Origin of the sequence: Parageobacillus thermoglucosidasius (assembly GCF_001295365.1) — a bacterium.
Lineage (GTDB): Bacteria > Bacillota > Bacilli > Bacillales > Anoxybacillaceae > Parageobacillus > Parageobacillus thermoglucosidasius.
The window spans coordinates 709,746-725,383 of sequence record NZ_CP012712.1 but is presented as its reverse complement, the minus strand read 5'-3'; the positions used below and the strand labels follow the sequence as shown (position 1 = coordinate 725,383).

The 15,638-nt window shown below is 47.8% G+C and carries 13 protein-coding genes; 2 read left to right on the top strand and 11 right to left on the bottom strand.

The window, feature by feature from the left end; genetic code table 11:
- Window positions 1-5: 5 nt before the first annotated feature.
- The 6 genes from AOT13_RS03615 to AOT13_RS03590 form a co-directional block, all read right to left on the bottom strand.
- Window positions 6-638, bottom strand: coding sequence for a TetR/AcrR family transcriptional regulator (locus tag AOT13_RS03615; RefSeq protein ID WP_003253724.1), 633 nt, complete (start codon window positions 636-638; stop codon window positions 6-8).
- 33 nt (window positions 639-671) lie between these two features.
- Window positions 672-1,811, bottom strand: coding sequence for an acyl-CoA dehydrogenase (locus AOT13_RS03610; protein WP_003253726.1), 1,140 nt, complete (start codon window positions 1,809-1,811; stop codon window positions 672-674).
- Between the two features lie 15 nt (window positions 1,812-1,826).
- Window positions 1,827-2,966, bottom strand: coding sequence for an acyl-CoA dehydrogenase (locus AOT13_RS03605; RefSeq protein WP_042384302.1), 1,140 nt, complete (start codon window positions 2,964-2,966; stop codon window positions 1,827-1,829).
- Window positions 2,967-2,986: 20 nt separating this feature from the next.
- Window positions 2,987-3,838, bottom strand: coding sequence for a 3-hydroxybutyryl-CoA dehydrogenase (locus AOT13_RS03600; protein ID WP_041270269.1), 852 nt, complete (start codon window positions 3,836-3,838; stop codon window positions 2,987-2,989).
- Between the two features lie 103 nt (window positions 3,839-3,941).
- Window positions 3,942-5,126 (bottom strand): acetyl-CoA C-acetyltransferase, encoded by a 1,185-nt coding sequence (locus AOT13_RS03595; protein ID WP_013401856.1) that lies wholly within the window; start codon window positions 5,124-5,126, stop codon window positions 3,942-3,944.
- Between the two features lie 162 nt (window positions 5,127-5,288).
- Window positions 5,289-7,388 (bottom strand): heterodisulfide reductase-related iron-sulfur binding cluster, encoded by a 2,100-nt coding sequence (locus AOT13_RS03590; RefSeq protein WP_042384304.1) that lies wholly within the window; start codon window positions 7,386-7,388, stop codon window positions 5,289-5,291.
- A gap of 203 nt (window positions 7,389-7,591) precedes the next feature.
- On the opposite strand from AOT13_RS03590, the gene cls reads away from it, so the two are divergent.
- Window positions 7,592-8,779 (top strand): cardiolipin synthase, encoded by a 1,188-nt coding sequence (gene cls, locus AOT13_RS03585; RefSeq protein WP_003253737.1) that lies wholly within the window; start codon window positions 7,592-7,594, stop codon window positions 8,777-8,779.
- Between the two features lie 52 nt (window positions 8,780-8,831).
- Here the strand turns inward: cls and AOT13_RS03580 are convergent, their stop codons facing one another.
- The 5 genes from AOT13_RS03580 to speE all read right to left on the bottom strand — a co-directional run bounded on the left by AOT13_RS03580 (window position 8,832) and on the right by speE (window position 13,327).
- Window positions 8,832-8,999 (bottom strand): XapX domain-containing protein, encoded by a 168-nt coding sequence (locus AOT13_RS03580; protein ID WP_035502577.1) that lies wholly within the window; start codon window positions 8,997-8,999, stop codon window positions 8,832-8,834.
- A 231-nt stretch (window positions 9,000-9,230) separates the two neighbouring features.
- On the bottom strand, window positions 9,231-10,901 hold the full coding sequence (argS, locus tag AOT13_RS03570) for an arginine--tRNA ligase (protein ID WP_003253738.1): 1,671 nt from the start codon (window positions 10,899-10,901) through the stop codon (window positions 9,231-9,233).
- Window positions 10,902-10,905: 4 nt separating this feature from the next.
- On the bottom strand, window positions 10,906-11,337 hold the full coding sequence (locus tag AOT13_RS03565; RefSeq protein ID WP_042384308.1) for a YwiB family protein: 432 nt from the start codon (window positions 11,335-11,337) through the stop codon (window positions 10,906-10,908).
- Window positions 11,338-11,600: 263 nt separating this feature from the next.
- Window positions 11,601-12,485 carry an agmatinase gene (gene speB, locus AOT13_RS03560; RefSeq protein WP_003253742.1) on the bottom strand — a complete coding sequence of 295 codons (885 nt, stop codon included), beginning with the start codon at window positions 12,483-12,485 and terminating at the stop codon, window positions 11,601-11,603.
- Window positions 12,486-12,499: 14 nt separating this feature from the next.
- Window positions 12,500-13,327, bottom strand: a complete 828-nt coding sequence (gene speE, locus AOT13_RS03555; RefSeq protein ID WP_013401860.1) for a polyamine aminopropyltransferase — start codon at window positions 13,325-13,327, stop codon at window positions 12,500-12,502.
- A 194-nt stretch (window positions 13,328-13,521) separates the two neighbouring features.
- On the opposite strand from speE, the gene AOT13_RS03550 reads away from it, so the two are divergent.
- Window positions 13,522-15,573, top strand: coding sequence for a transglycosylase domain-containing protein (locus tag AOT13_RS03550; protein ID WP_042384314.1), 2,052 nt, complete (start codon window positions 13,522-13,524; stop codon window positions 15,571-15,573).
- Window positions 15,574-15,638 lie beyond the last annotated feature (65 nt).

The following is a 15,638-nucleotide window of genomic DNA, read 5'->3' as shown; positions in this document are numbered from 1 at the left end:
TTTTGTCATGATGACCGTTTTTTCATGATCCCCTTTAACAACAATTCTGTCTGCAATTCAACATATTCATCAAGCGTATATAGTTTTTTCAGCGCCCAGCGGCGGAACGCCCACATTTGTCCCAGTACGAAAATGTCATGGGCGAACAGCTTGATTTCTTCTTCCGTCAGCTGGAACACGCCGTTATCGACGCATGTCTGCAAAATATTTTCAAACATCGCAACCATTTGGATCTCCTTGTTGAGCACATATGGCAGCGATTCTTTGCTGAGCGACTTCACTTCTTGATACATGACGAGCACTTCATCTTGCAAATCGTCGATGACTCTAAAATAGCGGGCGATCGCTAATTTGAAGCTTTCGATCGTGCCATGGTGGGTTTCGATATCTTTTTCCATCCGTTCGCGCACTTCATCATAAATGCGGTCACAAACGAGATAGAGAATGTCTTCTTTTTTGCGAATGTATTCATACAGCGTTCCGATGCTGAATCCGGAAGCTTTCGCGATTTCCCTTGTCGTCGTCTGGTGGAATCCTTTTTGTTTGAAAAGGGAAATCGCTCCTTTAATCATTTGGTTGCGCCGTTTTTTGACGAGCTTTTCGTCTTTGACGGACGCGATAACTTCCCGTTTTTTCATTTCCATCACCTGACCTGCGATGCCCCGGAATCCCTATCTTGTTAGCATCCGCGAAATAACAAGCCGTTGAATTTCTTGCGTCCCTTCGTAAATTTGCGTAATTTTTGCATCGCGCATAAACCGTTCAACCGGATAATCTTTTGTGTAGCCGTTGCCGCCAAAAATTTGCACGGCATCGACCGTTACTTTCATCGCCGTATCGCCGGCAAACAGCTTCGCCATTGCCGACGCTTTGCCGTATGGCAGGCCGTTTGTTTCAAGCCATGCCGCCTGATATGTCAGCAGGCGCGCTGCTTCAATCGCCGTCGCCATGTCCGCCAATTTAAAGGCCACGCCTTGCTGCTCGGCGATCGGCTTGCCGAATTGCACCCGCTGTTTCGCGTATTCAATCGCTGCGTCCAGCGCTCCTTGCGCGATGCCGACCGCTTGCGCCGCAATGCCGTTGCGGCCTCCATCCAGCGTCATCATCGCGATTTTAAATCCTTCTCCTTCCTGCCCTAGCAAATTTTCTTTCGGAATGCGGCAGTCTTCAAAAATTAATTCGGTTGTCGGTGAGGAACGAATGCCGAGTTTTTTCTCTTTCTTCCCGATCGAAAATCCCGGCGTGCCTTTTTCGACGATAAACGCGCTGATGCCTTTATGACGCTTCTCTGGATCGGTTATGGCAAAGACAACATAAATTTCCGCTTCGCCGCCGTTGGTGATCCATACTTTCGAACCGTTCAGCACATAGTAGTCCCCGTCGCGCACCGCTCTCGTTTTCATCGAGGCGACGTCCGAACCGGCGCCAGGCTCGGAAAGGCCATACGCGCCAAGTTTTTCTCCCGTCGCAAGGGCGCGCAAATATTTTTGTTTTTGTTCTTCCGTGCCAAATTTGTAGATCGGCCAGCTTGCGAGCGAAATGTGGGCGGAAAGCGTCACCCCGGTGGATGCACATACTTTCGATAGCTCCTCAACAGCGATGACATACGCCAAATAATCGCTGCCGATGCCGCCGTACTCTTCCGGCCACGGAATTCCCGTAAGACCCAGCTCAGCCATTTTATTAAAAATTCCGCGGTCAAACCGTTCTTCTTCGTCCCGTTCGGCTGCAGTCGGCGCCACTTCTTTTTCGGCAAACTCGCGCACCATTTTTCGTATCATTTCATGTTCTTCGCTTAATTGAAAGTTCATATCCCTATCCCCCATTTATTGATATAAATATTTGCTAATGACTAGACGTTGAATTTCGCTTGTTCCTTCGTAAATTTCACAAATTTTTGCATCGCGGAACAACCGTTCGACCGGATAATCTTTCGTATAGCCATTGCCACCGAAAATTTGCACCGCTTCAATGGCGTTTTCCATCGCCGTTCTTGAGGCAAACAATTTCGCCATCGCCGCTTCTTTTCCGCATCGGAGGCCTTGCGCGCGCAAAAACGCGGCATGATAGACAAGCAGTTTCGCCGCTTCGACCGCTGTCGCCATATCGGCGAGCTTAAAGGCGACACCTTGCTGTTCGGCGATCGGTTTGCCAAACTGGATGCGTTCTTTCGCGTAAGCGGTCGCATGTTCTAACGCCGCTTCGGCAATGCCTAACGATTGCGCGGCAATGCCGATGCGTCCGCTATCGAGGTTGGCCATTGCAATTTTAAAGCCTTGGCCTTCTTCGCCAAGCAAGTTTTCCGCCGGCACTTTCGCGTCTTCGAACATGATTTGCACGGTCCGCGATCCGTGCAGCCCCATTTTCTTTTCGTCTTTGCCGATGATGAATCCCGGTGTGCCTTTTTCAACGATAAAGGCGGAAATGCCGCGGCTGCCTTTTTCGTTCGGGTCCGTGCGGGCAAAAACGATGTACGTATCCGCCTCGCCGCCGTTGGTGATGAAAATTTTTGAACCGTTTAAAATGTAGTAATCGCCTTGGCGGACCGCTTTCGTTTTTAAACTTTTCGCATCCGACCCAGCGCCTGGTTCAGTGAGGCAAAAAGCGCCTAAATATTCGCCTCTGGCTAATTTTGGCACATATTTTTTCTTTTGCTCTTCTGTCCCAAAGTATAAAATCGGATTGGTGCCGACCGACGTATGCACCGATAAAATGACACCAACCGTTGCGCTTACTTTCGAAATCTCATGGATGGCGATAATGTATGAAATAAAGTCCATTCCCGCACCGCCGTACTCCTCTGGAACGGTAATGCCCATCAGCCCGAGCTCAGCCATTTTATTTAAAATCGGGCGCGGAAATTCGCCCTGTTCCATATGTTCAACAAATGGCGCGATTTCCGTTTGCGCGAATTCTTGCACCATCTTCCGCATCATTTCTTGCTCTTCTGTAAATTGTAAATTCATGTATGCCACCTTCTTTGCGCTTACTCATACGTGTAAAAACCTCTGCCTGTTTTGCGGCCGAGCCAGCCGGCTTTCACATATTTCCGCAGCAATGGGCATGGACGGTATTTATCATCGCCAAATCCTTCATGAAGTGTTTCCATAATGTATAAGCACGTGTCTAGCCCGATAAAATCTGCTAATGTTAACGGGCCCATCGGATGGTTCATGCCGAGCTTCATAACTTCGTCAATCGCTTCTTTCGTCGCCACCCCTTCATACAACGCGTAAATCGCTTCGTTGATCATCGGCATCAAGACGCGGTTGGAGATAAAGCCAGGAAAGTCATTGACTTCAACAGGAACCTTGTTTAACTTGCGAGTGATGGCTTCAATCGTTTCATATACTTCGTCGGCGGTCGCCAACCCGCGGATAATTTCGACAAGCTTCATGACCGGAACCGGGTTCATAAAATGCATCCCGATCACTTTTTCCGGCCGTTTCGTCGCCGCTGCGATTTCCGTAATTGGCAGCGAAGACGTGTTTGTCGCCAAAATCGTGTGCGGCGGAGCGATTTGATCAAGTTCGGCAAACAATTTTGTTTTCACATCCATGTTTTCGACAACCGCTTCAATCACTAAATCCACTTTCGCAGCGTTTTGCAAATTGGTCGAAGGAATGAGGCGCGACAACGCCGCCGCTTTTTCGGCGTCGGTCATTTTTCCCTTTTCTACTTGACGGGACAATAATTTTTCAATATGGGCAAGCCCTTTATCGATTTGCGTCTGGCTGATGTCATGAAGATAAACATCATATCCCGACACCGCGCATACTTGGGCGATGCCGGACCCCATCTGTCCGGCGCCGACAACCATGATTGTTTTCACGTCCATCATTCCACATCCCCTATCTTTGATTCTTTGTGAAGTTTTGTTACTTAATCATAATGGTGAAAAAAGTAAACGATTGCTTGTGTTTGCATAAGCCGAAACAACATTACGAATCAACCTGCACCATAACAGCATCGCCTTGGCCGCCGCCGCTGCAGATCGCCGCGATCCCGATGCCGCCGCCGCGGCGCTTTAATTCGTGAATTAATGTAATGATAATGCGCGCGCCGCTCGCGCCGATCGGATGGCCTAACGCGACCGCGCCGCCATTGACATTCACTTTTTCTGGATCGATGCCGGCGATTTTTATGCTGGCGAGCGCGACAGCGGCAAACGCCTCGTTAATTTCAAATAAATCAATGTCATCGACTGTTTTCCCCGTTTTGCGAAGCAGCTCGTTGATCACAAACCCCGGCGTTTTCGGAAAGTCTTTTGCCGCAACGGCAATCGATGCATGGGCCAAAATCGTCGCGAGCGGTTTTCTTCCTTCGCGCGCCGCTCTTTCTTCACTCATCAGCACAAGTGCGGCAGCGCCATCATTGACTCCGGGAGCGTTTCCCGCTGTTATCGTCCCTTCCGGGTCAAATACAGGAGGCAGCTTCGCCAGTTTTTCAAGAGACGTATCTTTTCTCGGTGCTTCGTCATGCTCCACCAACAGCGGCTCCCCTTTGTGCTGCGGAACTTCCACTGGTACGATCTCCTCCGCCAATAATCCGGCTTCCATCGCCGCAATCGCCCGCTGATGGCTGCGGTATGCCCACTCATCCTGTTCTTCGCGGGAAATCTCCAATTCTTTCGCCGTTTCGCCGCCGTAGACCCCCATATGAACTCCGGTAAAACTGCATGTTAAACCATCATATACCATTAAATCTTTGACAGCCGCATCGCCCATTCGCAATCCCCAACGCGCATTTGGCAAAATGTATGGCGCATTGCTCATCGATTCCATTCCGCCCGCGACGATGACTTCGGCATCTCCCAGGCGGATGATTTGATCGCCAAGTGTGACGCTCCGCATTCCCGAAGCGCACACTTTATTAACCGTTTCTGTCCGCACTTCCCACGGAATGCCAGCATAGCGCATCGCTTGGCGGGATGGAAGCTGGCCTTGCCCTCCTTGCAGCACCGTTCCTAAAATGACTTGATCGACCTGCTCGCCGCTGACTCTGGCACGATGAAGCGCTTCTTTCACAGCAATGCCGCCGAGCTGCGCCGCCGTAAGCGGCTTTAACGCACCGCCGAATTTTCCAAACGGCGTGCGAACCCCACTTAAAATCACCGTTTTTCCCATAAACCTCTCCCCTTTGTTTATTCATAAAAGAAAGCGATTACAAAACACAGACTGAACGCTCGCTCAATGCGATGGTGAACGGAAGGTGTACGGATAAAGGCACACCTTCTCTTTCTATTATACTAATATTTTTAAAAATTAGAATTGTATATTCAAAAAAATTTATGAAGCAGTTTCTTTTTCCTCGCCAAATACAGATTTAGCAAGCAATTCCGCAACGTCGTAAGCAGAGACGCGATCTTCCACCTCCTTTGCTTTTGTGCCGTCCGTGAGCATTGTCAAACAGTACGGACAGCCGGAACTGATGACCGTCGGATTGACGGCAAGCGCCTGCTCGGTACGGGCCACGTTGATGCGGTTTCCAGTCGTCTCTTCCATCCACATTAAACCACCGCCCGCGCCACAGCACATGCCTCGTTCGCGGTTGCGCTCCATTTCAACGAGCTCGATGCCAGGAATCGCCTGCAAAATGTTGCGCGGCGCGTCATACACATCGTTGTAGCGGCCTAAATAACAGGAGTCATGGAACGTCACCCGTTCTTTAACTTCATATTTCGGCACTAGTCTGCCTTCCTCAATCAATTTCGCGAGCAGTTCCGTATGATGGTATACTTCCGCTTTAAAGCCAAAATCAGGGTATTCGTTTTTAAACGTGTTATACGCGTGCGGGTCGATTGTGACAATCTTGTTCACGCCCGCTTTTTCAAATTCGGCAATATTGTTGGCGGCTAATTCTTGGAATAAAAACTCGTTTCCTAAACGGCGCGGCGTGTCTCCGGAATTTTTCTCTTTATTTCCTAAAATCGCAAATTTTACGCCCGCCTCGTTTAATAATTTCGCAAATGCCAGCGCGATTTTTTGGCTGCGGTTATCAAATGCCCCCATCGATCCGACCCAAAATAAATATTCAAATTCCTCGCCGGCTTTTTTCAGTTCTTTGACGGTTGGAATATGCACATCATCGCGAAGCTCGCGCCAATTTTCTTTTTCTTTCCGGTTCAGCCCCCACGGATTTCCTTGGCGTTCGATGTTTGTCATCGCCCGCTGCGCATCTGGATTCATTTTTCCTTCGGTAAGGACAAGGTAGCGGCGAAGGTCGATAATTTTGTCGACATGTTCGTTCATCACTGGACATTGGTCTTCACAGTTGCGGCATGTTGTGCACGCCCAAATTTCTTCTTCTGTGATCACATCGCCGATTAAACTCGGCATTTCCAGCGCGGCCGCTTGTTCTTGCACGCCTTGGGCGGCAAGCGCCAATTGATTGCCTCTTGTATGCTTGAAAGCGAACGCCGGCACCCAAGGAGCGCGGGAAGTGATCGCAGCGCCTTTTTCCGTAAGATGGTCGCGCAATTTTAAAATTAAATCCATCGGCGACAACATTTTCCCGGTTCCCGTCGCCGGGCACATGCTTGTGCATCGTCCGCATTCGACACAGGCGTATAAATCAATGAGCTGTTTTTGCGAAAAATCTTCAATTTTGCCGACGCCAAACGATTCCTGCGTTTCATCTTCAAAATCGATTTTCGACAACTTCGGCCGGGACAAGCGGCTGAAAAAGACATTAACCGGCGCGGCAATTAAATGCGCGTGCTTCGATTGCGGCACATAGACTAAAAATACCAGCAAAATCAATAAGTGCACCCACCATGCGATAAAAAACAATACTGCAGCGACCGGTTCGCCGACCCAGCGGAACGCGCCGGCGATCAATGACGCGACCGGTTCGCTCCATGCCGCTTCTTCGTTGTGCCAAATCATGCTCATTCCGTTTCCGAACAAGACAGAAATCATTAACCCGCCGATAAAAATCAGCACGAGTCCTGCTTTGAAATCCCGCTTCAAACGAACAAGTTTTTCAATATAACGGCGATAAAACGCAGCGAAAACGGCAATCAAGATAAGCAAAGTAACGATTTCTTGGAAAAACGTAAAGCCCGGATAAAGCGGACCTAACGGGAGGTGGGCTCCGGGAACAAGGCCTTTAATAATAAAGTCGATCGCCCCAAATTGGACAAGGATAAACCCATAGAAAAACATCACATGGATGATTCCGCTTTTTTTATCCTTTAGCAGCTTTTTCTGCCCGAATACGTTCACCCAAATGCTTTGCAGACGCTCTTTTACTTTTCCGTCAAACTCCACTTTTTTGCCGAGCTTGATGTAAGCGGCACGCGTTTTGACTAAATAGGCAAAAAGGTAGACTGCGTAAGCGGTTACAAACAAAAACGCAAGAAAATTAATGACCAGCAGCGGATTCATATCGCTCTCTCCCCTTCCCCTTTGAATCGATGAAATGCCATTCAAAAATATTAACAACAAAATAAATTTTCTGAATTATTGCCTTGCGTTTATTTTACATATGAATGAGCATTCAGTCAATAACGTTTTTTGCGAGTTGTCCTGCTATTTTTTATGACAACGGGCAACATTAATAAATAACGATGTAATCAGGAGGGGACGAAATGGCCATCTTTTTCGTTATTGTCACTATATTAGCGTTAATTTACGCCGATGACAAGCTCGGGGAACACTTTAACAAAAAGAAAAAAGCAAAAACCGTATATCAAGAACGCCGCAGCAATCTTTCTTTTTTCATCGACGGAACGCAACTATTCGCCGATTATTTTGCCGAAATCCGCAAAGCAACACATCATATCCATATTTTGTTTTATATTGTCAAGACGGATGAAATCAGCCAGCAATTTTTCCAATTGTTAAAACAAAAGGCAGAAGAAGGGGTCCGCGTTCGTCTTCTCGTTGATTGGGTCGGCAGCTTCGGGTTTCCAAAAAAGCTGATCCGCTCCTTAAAAGAAAGCGGGGTGGAATTCGCGTATGCGCATAAGCCCCGTTTCCCGTTTTTCTTTTACCGGCTCAACCGGCGCAATCACCGGAAAATTACCGTTATTGACGGAAAGGTCGGATATATTGGCGGCTTCAACATCGGCAACGAATATGTCGGGCGAGATCCAAATTTTGGCCAGTGGCGCGATTACCATTTAAAAATAGTGGGAGAAGGGGTTTGCGATTTACAAACACAGTTTTGCCGCGATTGGGAAGAAGCGACGAAAACGTCTATCACCAAACACCGGTATTTTCCTTCTCTCCAAAAAGGAACGGTTTCCCACCAGCTTATTGCCACGAACGGCCATTCGTTAGAACAGCAATTCATCCACTTCATCCGCCAGGCAACGAAAGAAATAGTCATCGGCAGCCCGTATTTCATCCCTAGCCGCGCCGTAATGAACGCGCTGCTTGAAGCGCTCTCCCGCGGTGTAAAGGTCACGATTCTCGTGCCGTTAAAAGCCGATCACCCGTTTGTGAAAGAAGCCGCGTATCCGTATTTTTACCGCCTTTTAAAGTCCGGAGCGCACATTTATCGATTTTATCAAGGATTTTATCATGCCAAAACGATGGTGATTGACGAAAAGTGCTGTGATATCGGTACAGCAAACTTTGATAAACGAAGCATGTTTTTAAACAGCGAAATGAATTGTTATATTTATGACCGCCCCTTCGTGCAACGAGTGAAAGAAGCGATTCAGCGCGATCTGGCCCGCTCGGAACGGCTGACGCTTGATCTTTGGCAAAAGCGGACATTATGGCAGCGCGGCAAAGAATCGCTATCATCGATCCTTTCCGCATGGCTGTAACGTTTCATTGGTTTCCAAAAACACATGTTGAGGGCGATGCCCTCAACATGTTTCATTTCCAAAAATAACTCACCCATTCAAACACTTTCATTCCTAAGTACACCCCAACAATGCCGGCAATGCCTGCTAACGCCGGAGGAGCGGGAATCGGCAAACGAAACAGCGTAAATAAAAAGCCGACTACAACGCCTGTCACTAATGATAAAATCACTTCTTTCATTGGTTTTTCCTCCATGTTTGTTTTATTGTCATTATGCCCATAAGAAAGAGGGGGCACCCGCAAAGATTCCCCCTCTTTCCCGCATCTATTGTATCATTATTCTCCAAAAACGTCTTCCATTTTCCCCATGGTTCAAACGGGCGCCTTTCTTTTCCGGCTCCAAGGCGCCGCCGGCTCGTGACGCCGCGCCACAATGCGGCAGCTGCCTTCACGAGACTGGTTTTTTGTTTTTTACATTTTTTCCGGAGCCGATACTCCAATGAGCGCTAAAGCGTTTTGCAGCGTGATTTGGACGGCTTTCATTAACGCTAACCGCGCCCGGCTTTTTTCGGCGTTTTCCGGATCCAATACTTTTTCCGCATTGTAAAAGCTGTGCAGCGCTGACGCTAACTCAAAAACATAGCCGGTGATGCGATGCGGCATCCGCTTGAGCGCCGCCTCGGAAACAGCGCCCGGAAATTCCCCCAGTTTTTTCAACAACTCTATTTCTTTTTCCGTTTGGATATAATCAAGCTGCAAATCGCCTTCGTACGATAACTGGAGTTCTTCCCCTTGGCGAAGGATGCTGGAAACGCGCGCGTGGGCGTACTGCACGTAGTACACCGGGTTTTCGTTCGACTGCGACACAGCAAGGTCCATGTCAAAATCCAAATGAGTGTCGCTGGAGCGCATCGCAAAGAAGTAACGCGTCGCGTCAAGACCGACTTCTTCCATCAATTCGCGCATCGTTACCGCTTTTCCGGTCCGCTTGCTCATTTTTACTCTCTCGCCGTTTTGATACAAATTGACTAACTGAATGATTTCGACTTCGAGCACGTCAGGATCGTAGCCAAGCGCCGCAATTGCCGCCTTCATCCGCGGAATATAACCGTGGTGGTCTGCGCCCCAAATGTTAATGATTTTGGCAAAGCCGCGGCGCAGTTTGTCTTGGTGGTAAGCGATATCCGGCAACAAATATGTATACGTGCCGTCTTGCTTAATTAAGACGCGGTCTTTGTCGTCGCCAAACGTTGTGGAGCGGAACCATGTCGCGCCATCCTTTTCGTAAATATGCCCGCGTTCGCGCAATACGGCGAGCGCTTCATCAATTTTTCCGCTTTTATATAAAGATGTCTCCGAATACCAAACGTCAAATGTCACTCGGAAGTCTGCCAAATCTTTTTTAATTTTTTCTAATTCATAACGGAGACCATACTCGCGGAAAAAGGCAAGCCGCTCTTGTTCATCCATATGAACGTACTTGTCGCCATGCTCCTCGGCGAGCTTTTTCCCGATTTCGATAATATCGTCGCCATAATAGCCGTCTTCCGGCATCTCCTTATCGATGCCAAGCGCTTGGAAATAGCGGGCTTCCACCGATTTTGCCAAATTGTAAATTTGGTTTCCCGCATCGTTAATATAATATTCGCGCGTTACATCAAACCCTGCTTTTTCTAAAATGTTGCATAAAGAATCGCCGACCGCTGCGCCGCGCGCATGCCCTAAATGCAAGTCGCCGGTCGGATTCGCGGAAACAAACTCCACTTGGACTTTTTGCCCTTTTCCGACATTTGTTTCCCCATACGATGCGCCCGCCTCGATAATCATTGGAATGAGTTCCGTAAGATAACGGTTATCCATGTAAAAGTTAATAAAGCCAGGACCGGCAATATCAATTTTCTTTACCGACACTTTCGTTTGATCAAAATGCTTGACGATTTCTTCAGCAATCGCGCGCGGAGGTTTTTTGGCAATCCGCGCCAGCTGCATTGCCATATTTGTCGAATAATCTCCATGCGCTTTTTCTCTCGGGACTTCTAAAATGACATCCGGCACTTCTTCCTCCTTGGCAAGCCCCGCGCTGACGACCGCGCGCTTAATTTCCTCTTTCATGCGTTCTTTCATTTGTTCAACAATATTCATGGATCTATGCCTCCTTAAACATAATCGTCATCGCATGACGTCCCGCCTGTTCATTTTGCATTTCCAATTGATATGATAAAAACAGGTGCCCTTGTTTTCGTTTTTCATTATAGCGGAATTCGATATTGTCCGTTTTCGTTTTCATCGTCCACTGCCCGAACGGAGTATAGTATTGCCCTGTTGTTTCTTCTGTTTTGCGGAAGACATGGCGCATCCGAACCGCTCCGGACCGCATCACAACCACTTCGCGATCCGTTATTTTCACCACCGTGTTTATTTTGCCTAGCTCTTGCTGTTCGGCAAACTGCAAATAAACGGCATTTTCTTTTATGTAGCAAACCCCTTCCGTTTCCAAAGCGACCGTCTCTTTACGCAATCCGTCGCGAATATCGGTAACTTGCTTGAGAAGAATAGGGATTCCGTTTTGCTTTTCCATCAAGGACACACCCTTATGATCAAAAACAAGAGTAGTAACTTTATTAAGTATAATGGAATCGTTTCCTCCTGTTCAAGAGGCTTCCCCTCCATTGTCGGCAAACAAGAAAAAGCGGCTCCTGTGTGAAAGAAGCCGCCTCAAGTGCGTTATTCTTTTGGCAACACGTTCAGCCCAAACGCAATCACCATAAAAGATTTTCGCTGCACCTAGTGGATCATCTCCATAAGGAACGCTTTTTTCTGCGCCAAAAAACAATATCTCATTTACGCATTGCGTTTTTGCACCCAGCCGAGAATCATTTCGCGAATAAGTTTGCTTGCTGTATTGGCGGTTTGCTCCGAATGGTCGTAGATAGGAGCTACTTCCACCAAATCGGCTCCGACGACGCGGATGTTCGATTTGGCGATTTCGTGAATCGCCGCCAGCAGTTCTTTCGACGTAATACCGCCGGCATCGACCGTTCCCGTCCCCGGAGCGTGGGCAGGGTCCAACACGTCGATGTCAATCGTGACATAGACAGGGCGGCCGGCAAGCTTTGGCAGCACTTCCCGAAGCGGCTCGAGCACTTCAAACTTGGCGATGTACATCCCGTTATCTTTCGCCCATTGAAACTCTTCTTTCGTGCCTGAACGAATGCCGAACGAAAATACGTTTGTCGGGCCTATAAGCTCCGCGACTTTGCGGATCGGCGTCGCATGGGAAAGCGGCTCCCCTTCGTATTGTTCGCGCAAATCCGTATGGGCGTCCATATGGATGACCGCCAAATCAGGATATTTTTTATACACCGCTTTAATGACCGGCCACGAGACGAGATGCTCGCCGCCGATGCCGAGCGGGAATTTATCGGCCGCTAAAATTTTATCCACGAAATCTTCGATCATATCCAAGCTGCGCTGCGCGTTCCCAAACGGAAGCGGAATATCGCCCGCATCAAAATATTTTACTTCCCCAAGCTCACGATCTAAATATGGGCTATATTCTTCCAACCCGATCGACACTTCGCGAATGCGGGCCGGGCCGAAGCGGGAACCAGGGCGGTAACTTACCGTCCAGTCCATCGGCATTCCGTAAATGACCGCTTCGCTTTCCGCAAAATCTGGATGGCTTTTAATAAAAACGTTGCCCGAATACGCCTCATCAAATCGCATTTGCGCGCCCTCCCTTATTTCACTAAATCAGCGACAAATTTCGGCAGAACAAAACAAGCTTTATGAAGCTCTTTTGTATAATATTTCGTATCAATGTCATGGAAACGTTCGTCGCTTACTTCAAGCGGATCGTATTTTTTCGAACCGAGCGTAAACGTCCATAAACCGCTTGGATATGTTGGGATATTGGCAGTGTAAAGACGCGTAATCGGGAAAATTTCACGAACATCGCGATAGACGTTGCGGATTAACTCCGCTTTAAACCAAGGGTTGTCCGTTTGCGCGACGAAAATGCCATCTTCTTTCAGCGCCTTTGCGATGCCGGCATAAAAGCCTTTTGTGAATAAGTTGACGGCCGGGCCGACCGGCTCTGTCGAATCGACCATAATAACGTCATATTCGTTTTCACTTTTCGCGATGTGCATAAAACCGTCATCGACTTTTACTTCTACACGCGGGTCATCTAACTTGCCAGCGATTTCCGGAAGATATTTTTTCGAACATTCAATGACTTTGCCGTCAATTTCAACTAATGTCGCCTTTTTCACGCTCGGGTGTTTCAGCACTTCGCGGATAACGCCGCCGTCACCACCGCCAACGACAAGCACGTTTTCCGGATTCGGATGGGTGAAAAGCGGAACATGCGCAACCATTTCATGGTAGACAAATTCATCTTTTTGCGTTGTCATGACCATTCCGTCTAAAATAAGCATATTGCCGAATTCCACGGTCTCGACCATATCCAGCTTTTGAAACGGGGTTTGCTCTGTATGTAAAGTGCGTTTAATTCTCGCGGTAATGCCAAAGTGCTCTGTTTGCTTTTCCGTAAACCATAATTCCATGTTCAACACCCTTTCTTAACACATTTCAGCTATATACAAAACGCTACTTTCATCTTTCCCTAGCGAAGAAAAAACCAAACATGAAAAAGTATAGAGCAATCTAGCAAAAATGCAAGTGAAACTTGATAGAAAAATGTTTAAAATAGAAAAAATTTTTTCATACTAATACAAATACGGTCATGAGGTGATGGACGTTGGAAATCATTCCAAGCAGCCGGTTCCGCGGAACGTGGAAATACATCCGGGCGTTTGCCTTCATCAGTTTAATCCTAGCAATCTTCTTCACCGTTGCGCTTGCCGGTTTGATCGCGTTCGCCAAATTAAAAGGGGCCCCACCTCTAGCCGTGCCGCAAACGACGATTTTTTACGCGGATGACGGCTCGAAAATCGGCGAGAGTGACAACGGGCAAACGCGTTACTGGGTAGATCTTGATGATATATCCCCCTATATCATACAGGCGACAATCGCTGTTGAAGACCGGAAATTTTATGAACATCACGGTTTTGATATAAAACGGATTATCGGCGCCGTTGTCGCGAATATCAAGGCGATGGCGAAAGTGCAAGGAGCGAGCACCATTACCCAGCAATATGCGCGCAATTTATTTTTAAACCACGATAAAACATGGACGCGGAAATTGCAAGAAGCGTTATATACGATCCGTCTTGAAGCGAACTACAGCAAAAAACAAATTTTAGAAGGGTATTTAAACACCATTTACTACGGCCATGGCGCTTACGGAATCGAAGCGGCAGCCCATTATTATTTTGGAAAACCGGCAAAACAGCTAACACTAAGCGAAGCAGCGATGCTGGCCGGGATCCCGAAAGGCCCGTATTACTATTCGCCGTTCATTAACGAAAAGCGGGCGAAAGCGCGGCAAAAAACGGTGCTTTCGTCGATGGCCGAAGCCGGATACATCAGCGAAAAAGAAGCGGAACAAGCGTATCAAACCCCGCTTGTTTATTCCCGCCATCACGAAGCGGGAAAGAAAAAAATTGCCCCTTATTTTCAAGATGTGGTGAAATATGCGCTGCGCAATCAATTAGGATTGGATGAACGCGTGATTGAAACGGGCGGATTGCGTGTGTATACATCGCTCGATCCGGAAATGCAAGAAATTGCAGAACGAAAAATTCATGACATCATTGACCCTCATTCGGACATTCAAGTGGCGTTTGTCGCGATGGATCCTCGCTCGGGAGAAGTAAAAGCGCTCATCGGCGGCAGAGATTACGATAAAAGCCCTTTCAACCGCGCGGTGCAAGCGGAGCGGCAGCCGGGCTCGACATTTAAACCGTTTCTTTATTATGCGGCCATTCAGCAAGGATTCACGCCATCGACGCAAATGCGAAGCGAGCTGACTACCTTTACCTTTGACAATGGAAAAGAGACCTATACGCCGCACAACTACAATAACTATTATGCGAATGACGAGATAACGCTCGCACAGGCCATTGCCTTGTCGGATAATGTATTCGCCGTAAAAACACATTTATTTATCGGTGAAGACAAACTTGTCGAAACAGCGAAAAAACTTGGCATAACAAGCAAATTAAAAGCAGTGCCTTCCCTTGCCCTCGGCACATTGCCGGTGAAAGTGATCGACATGGTGGGGGCTTACAGTGCGCTTGCCAATAACGGCAAAAAAACCGAGCCGGTTTTTATAAAAAAAGTCGTCAATCATAAAGGAGAAACGATTTATGAATATAAACCATCAAGCAAGCAAGTGCTCGATCCGGACGCCGCATATGTAACAGTCCAACTGATGACAGGCATGTTTGACCCGAAATTAAACGACTACACCACCGTCACCGGACAATCGATCCGCAAACAGATTACGCGCCCATACGCGGGAAAATCGGGAACGACCAAAACAGATAGTTGGATGATCGGGTTTGCCCCCCAGCTGGTCGCGGGGGTATGGACCGGCTACGACCGCGGGGAAACGATGGATAAAGTTGCGGAGAAACAATACGCCAAACAAATTTGGGTGCAGTTTATGGAAGAGAGTTTGCAAGGAAAGCCAAAGAAACAATTTAAACCAACAAAAGGGGTCGTTGGCGTCTATGTCGACCCGGACAACGGCAAGCTCGCGACGAAATCATGTCCGGTAAAACGCCTCACTTATTATATCGCCGGCACAGAACCGACCGACTACTGCACCGACCATTTGCATCACAAAAAATCCAAAAACAAGGAAGAAAAGAAAAATTGGTTTGAAAAATGGTTTCCTTGGTTTTAAAAGGAACTCCCCAAGCAGTTTCGCTTGGGGAGTTCCTTGTCCTAGTTTTATTGTGTTATACATGT

Bases quoted from the DNA above. Each gene is read 5' to 3' on its own strand.
- AOT13_RS03615 (WP_003253724.1), bottom strand. From the start codon at position 638: ATGAAAAAACGGGAAGTTATCGCGTCCGTCAAAGACGAAAAGCTCGTC.
- AOT13_RS03610 (WP_003253726.1), bottom strand. From the start codon at position 1,811: ATGAACTTTCAATTAAGCGAAGAACATGAAATGATACGAAAAATGGTG.
- AOT13_RS03605 (WP_042384302.1), bottom strand. From the start codon at position 2,966: ATGAATTTACAATTTACAGAAGAGCAAGAAATGATGCGGAAGATGGTG.
- AOT13_RS03600 (WP_041270269.1), bottom strand. From the start codon at position 3,838: ATGGACGTGAAAACAATCATGGTTGTCGGCGCCGGACAGATGGGGTCC.
- AOT13_RS03595 (WP_013401856.1), bottom strand. From the start codon at position 5,126: ATGGGAAAAACGGTGATTTTAAGTGGGGTTCGCACGCCGTTTGGAAAA.
- AOT13_RS03590 (WP_042384304.1), bottom strand. From the start codon at position 7,388: ATGAATCCGCTGCTGGTCATTAATTTTCTTGCGTTTTTGTTTGTAACC.
- cls (WP_003253737.1), top strand. From the start codon at position 7,592: ATGGCCATCTTTTTCGTTATTGTCACTATATTAGCGTTAATTTACGCC.
- AOT13_RS03580 (WP_035502577.1), bottom strand. From the start codon at position 8,999: ATGAAAGAAGTGATTTTATCATTAGTGACAGGCGTTGTAGTCGGCTTT.
- argS (WP_003253738.1), bottom strand. From the start codon at position 10,901: ATGAATATTGTTGAACAAATGAAAGAACGCATGAAAGAGGAAATTAAG.
- AOT13_RS03565 (WP_042384308.1), bottom strand. From the start codon at position 11,337: ATGGAAAAGCAAAACGGAATCCCTATTCTTCTCAAGCAAGTTACCGAT.
- speB (WP_003253742.1), bottom strand. From the start codon at position 12,485: ATGCGATTTGATGAGGCGTATTCGGGCAACGTTTTTATTAAAAGCCAT.
- speE (WP_013401860.1), bottom strand. From the start codon at position 13,327: ATGGAATTATGGTTTACGGAAAAGCAAACAGAGCACTTTGGCATTACC.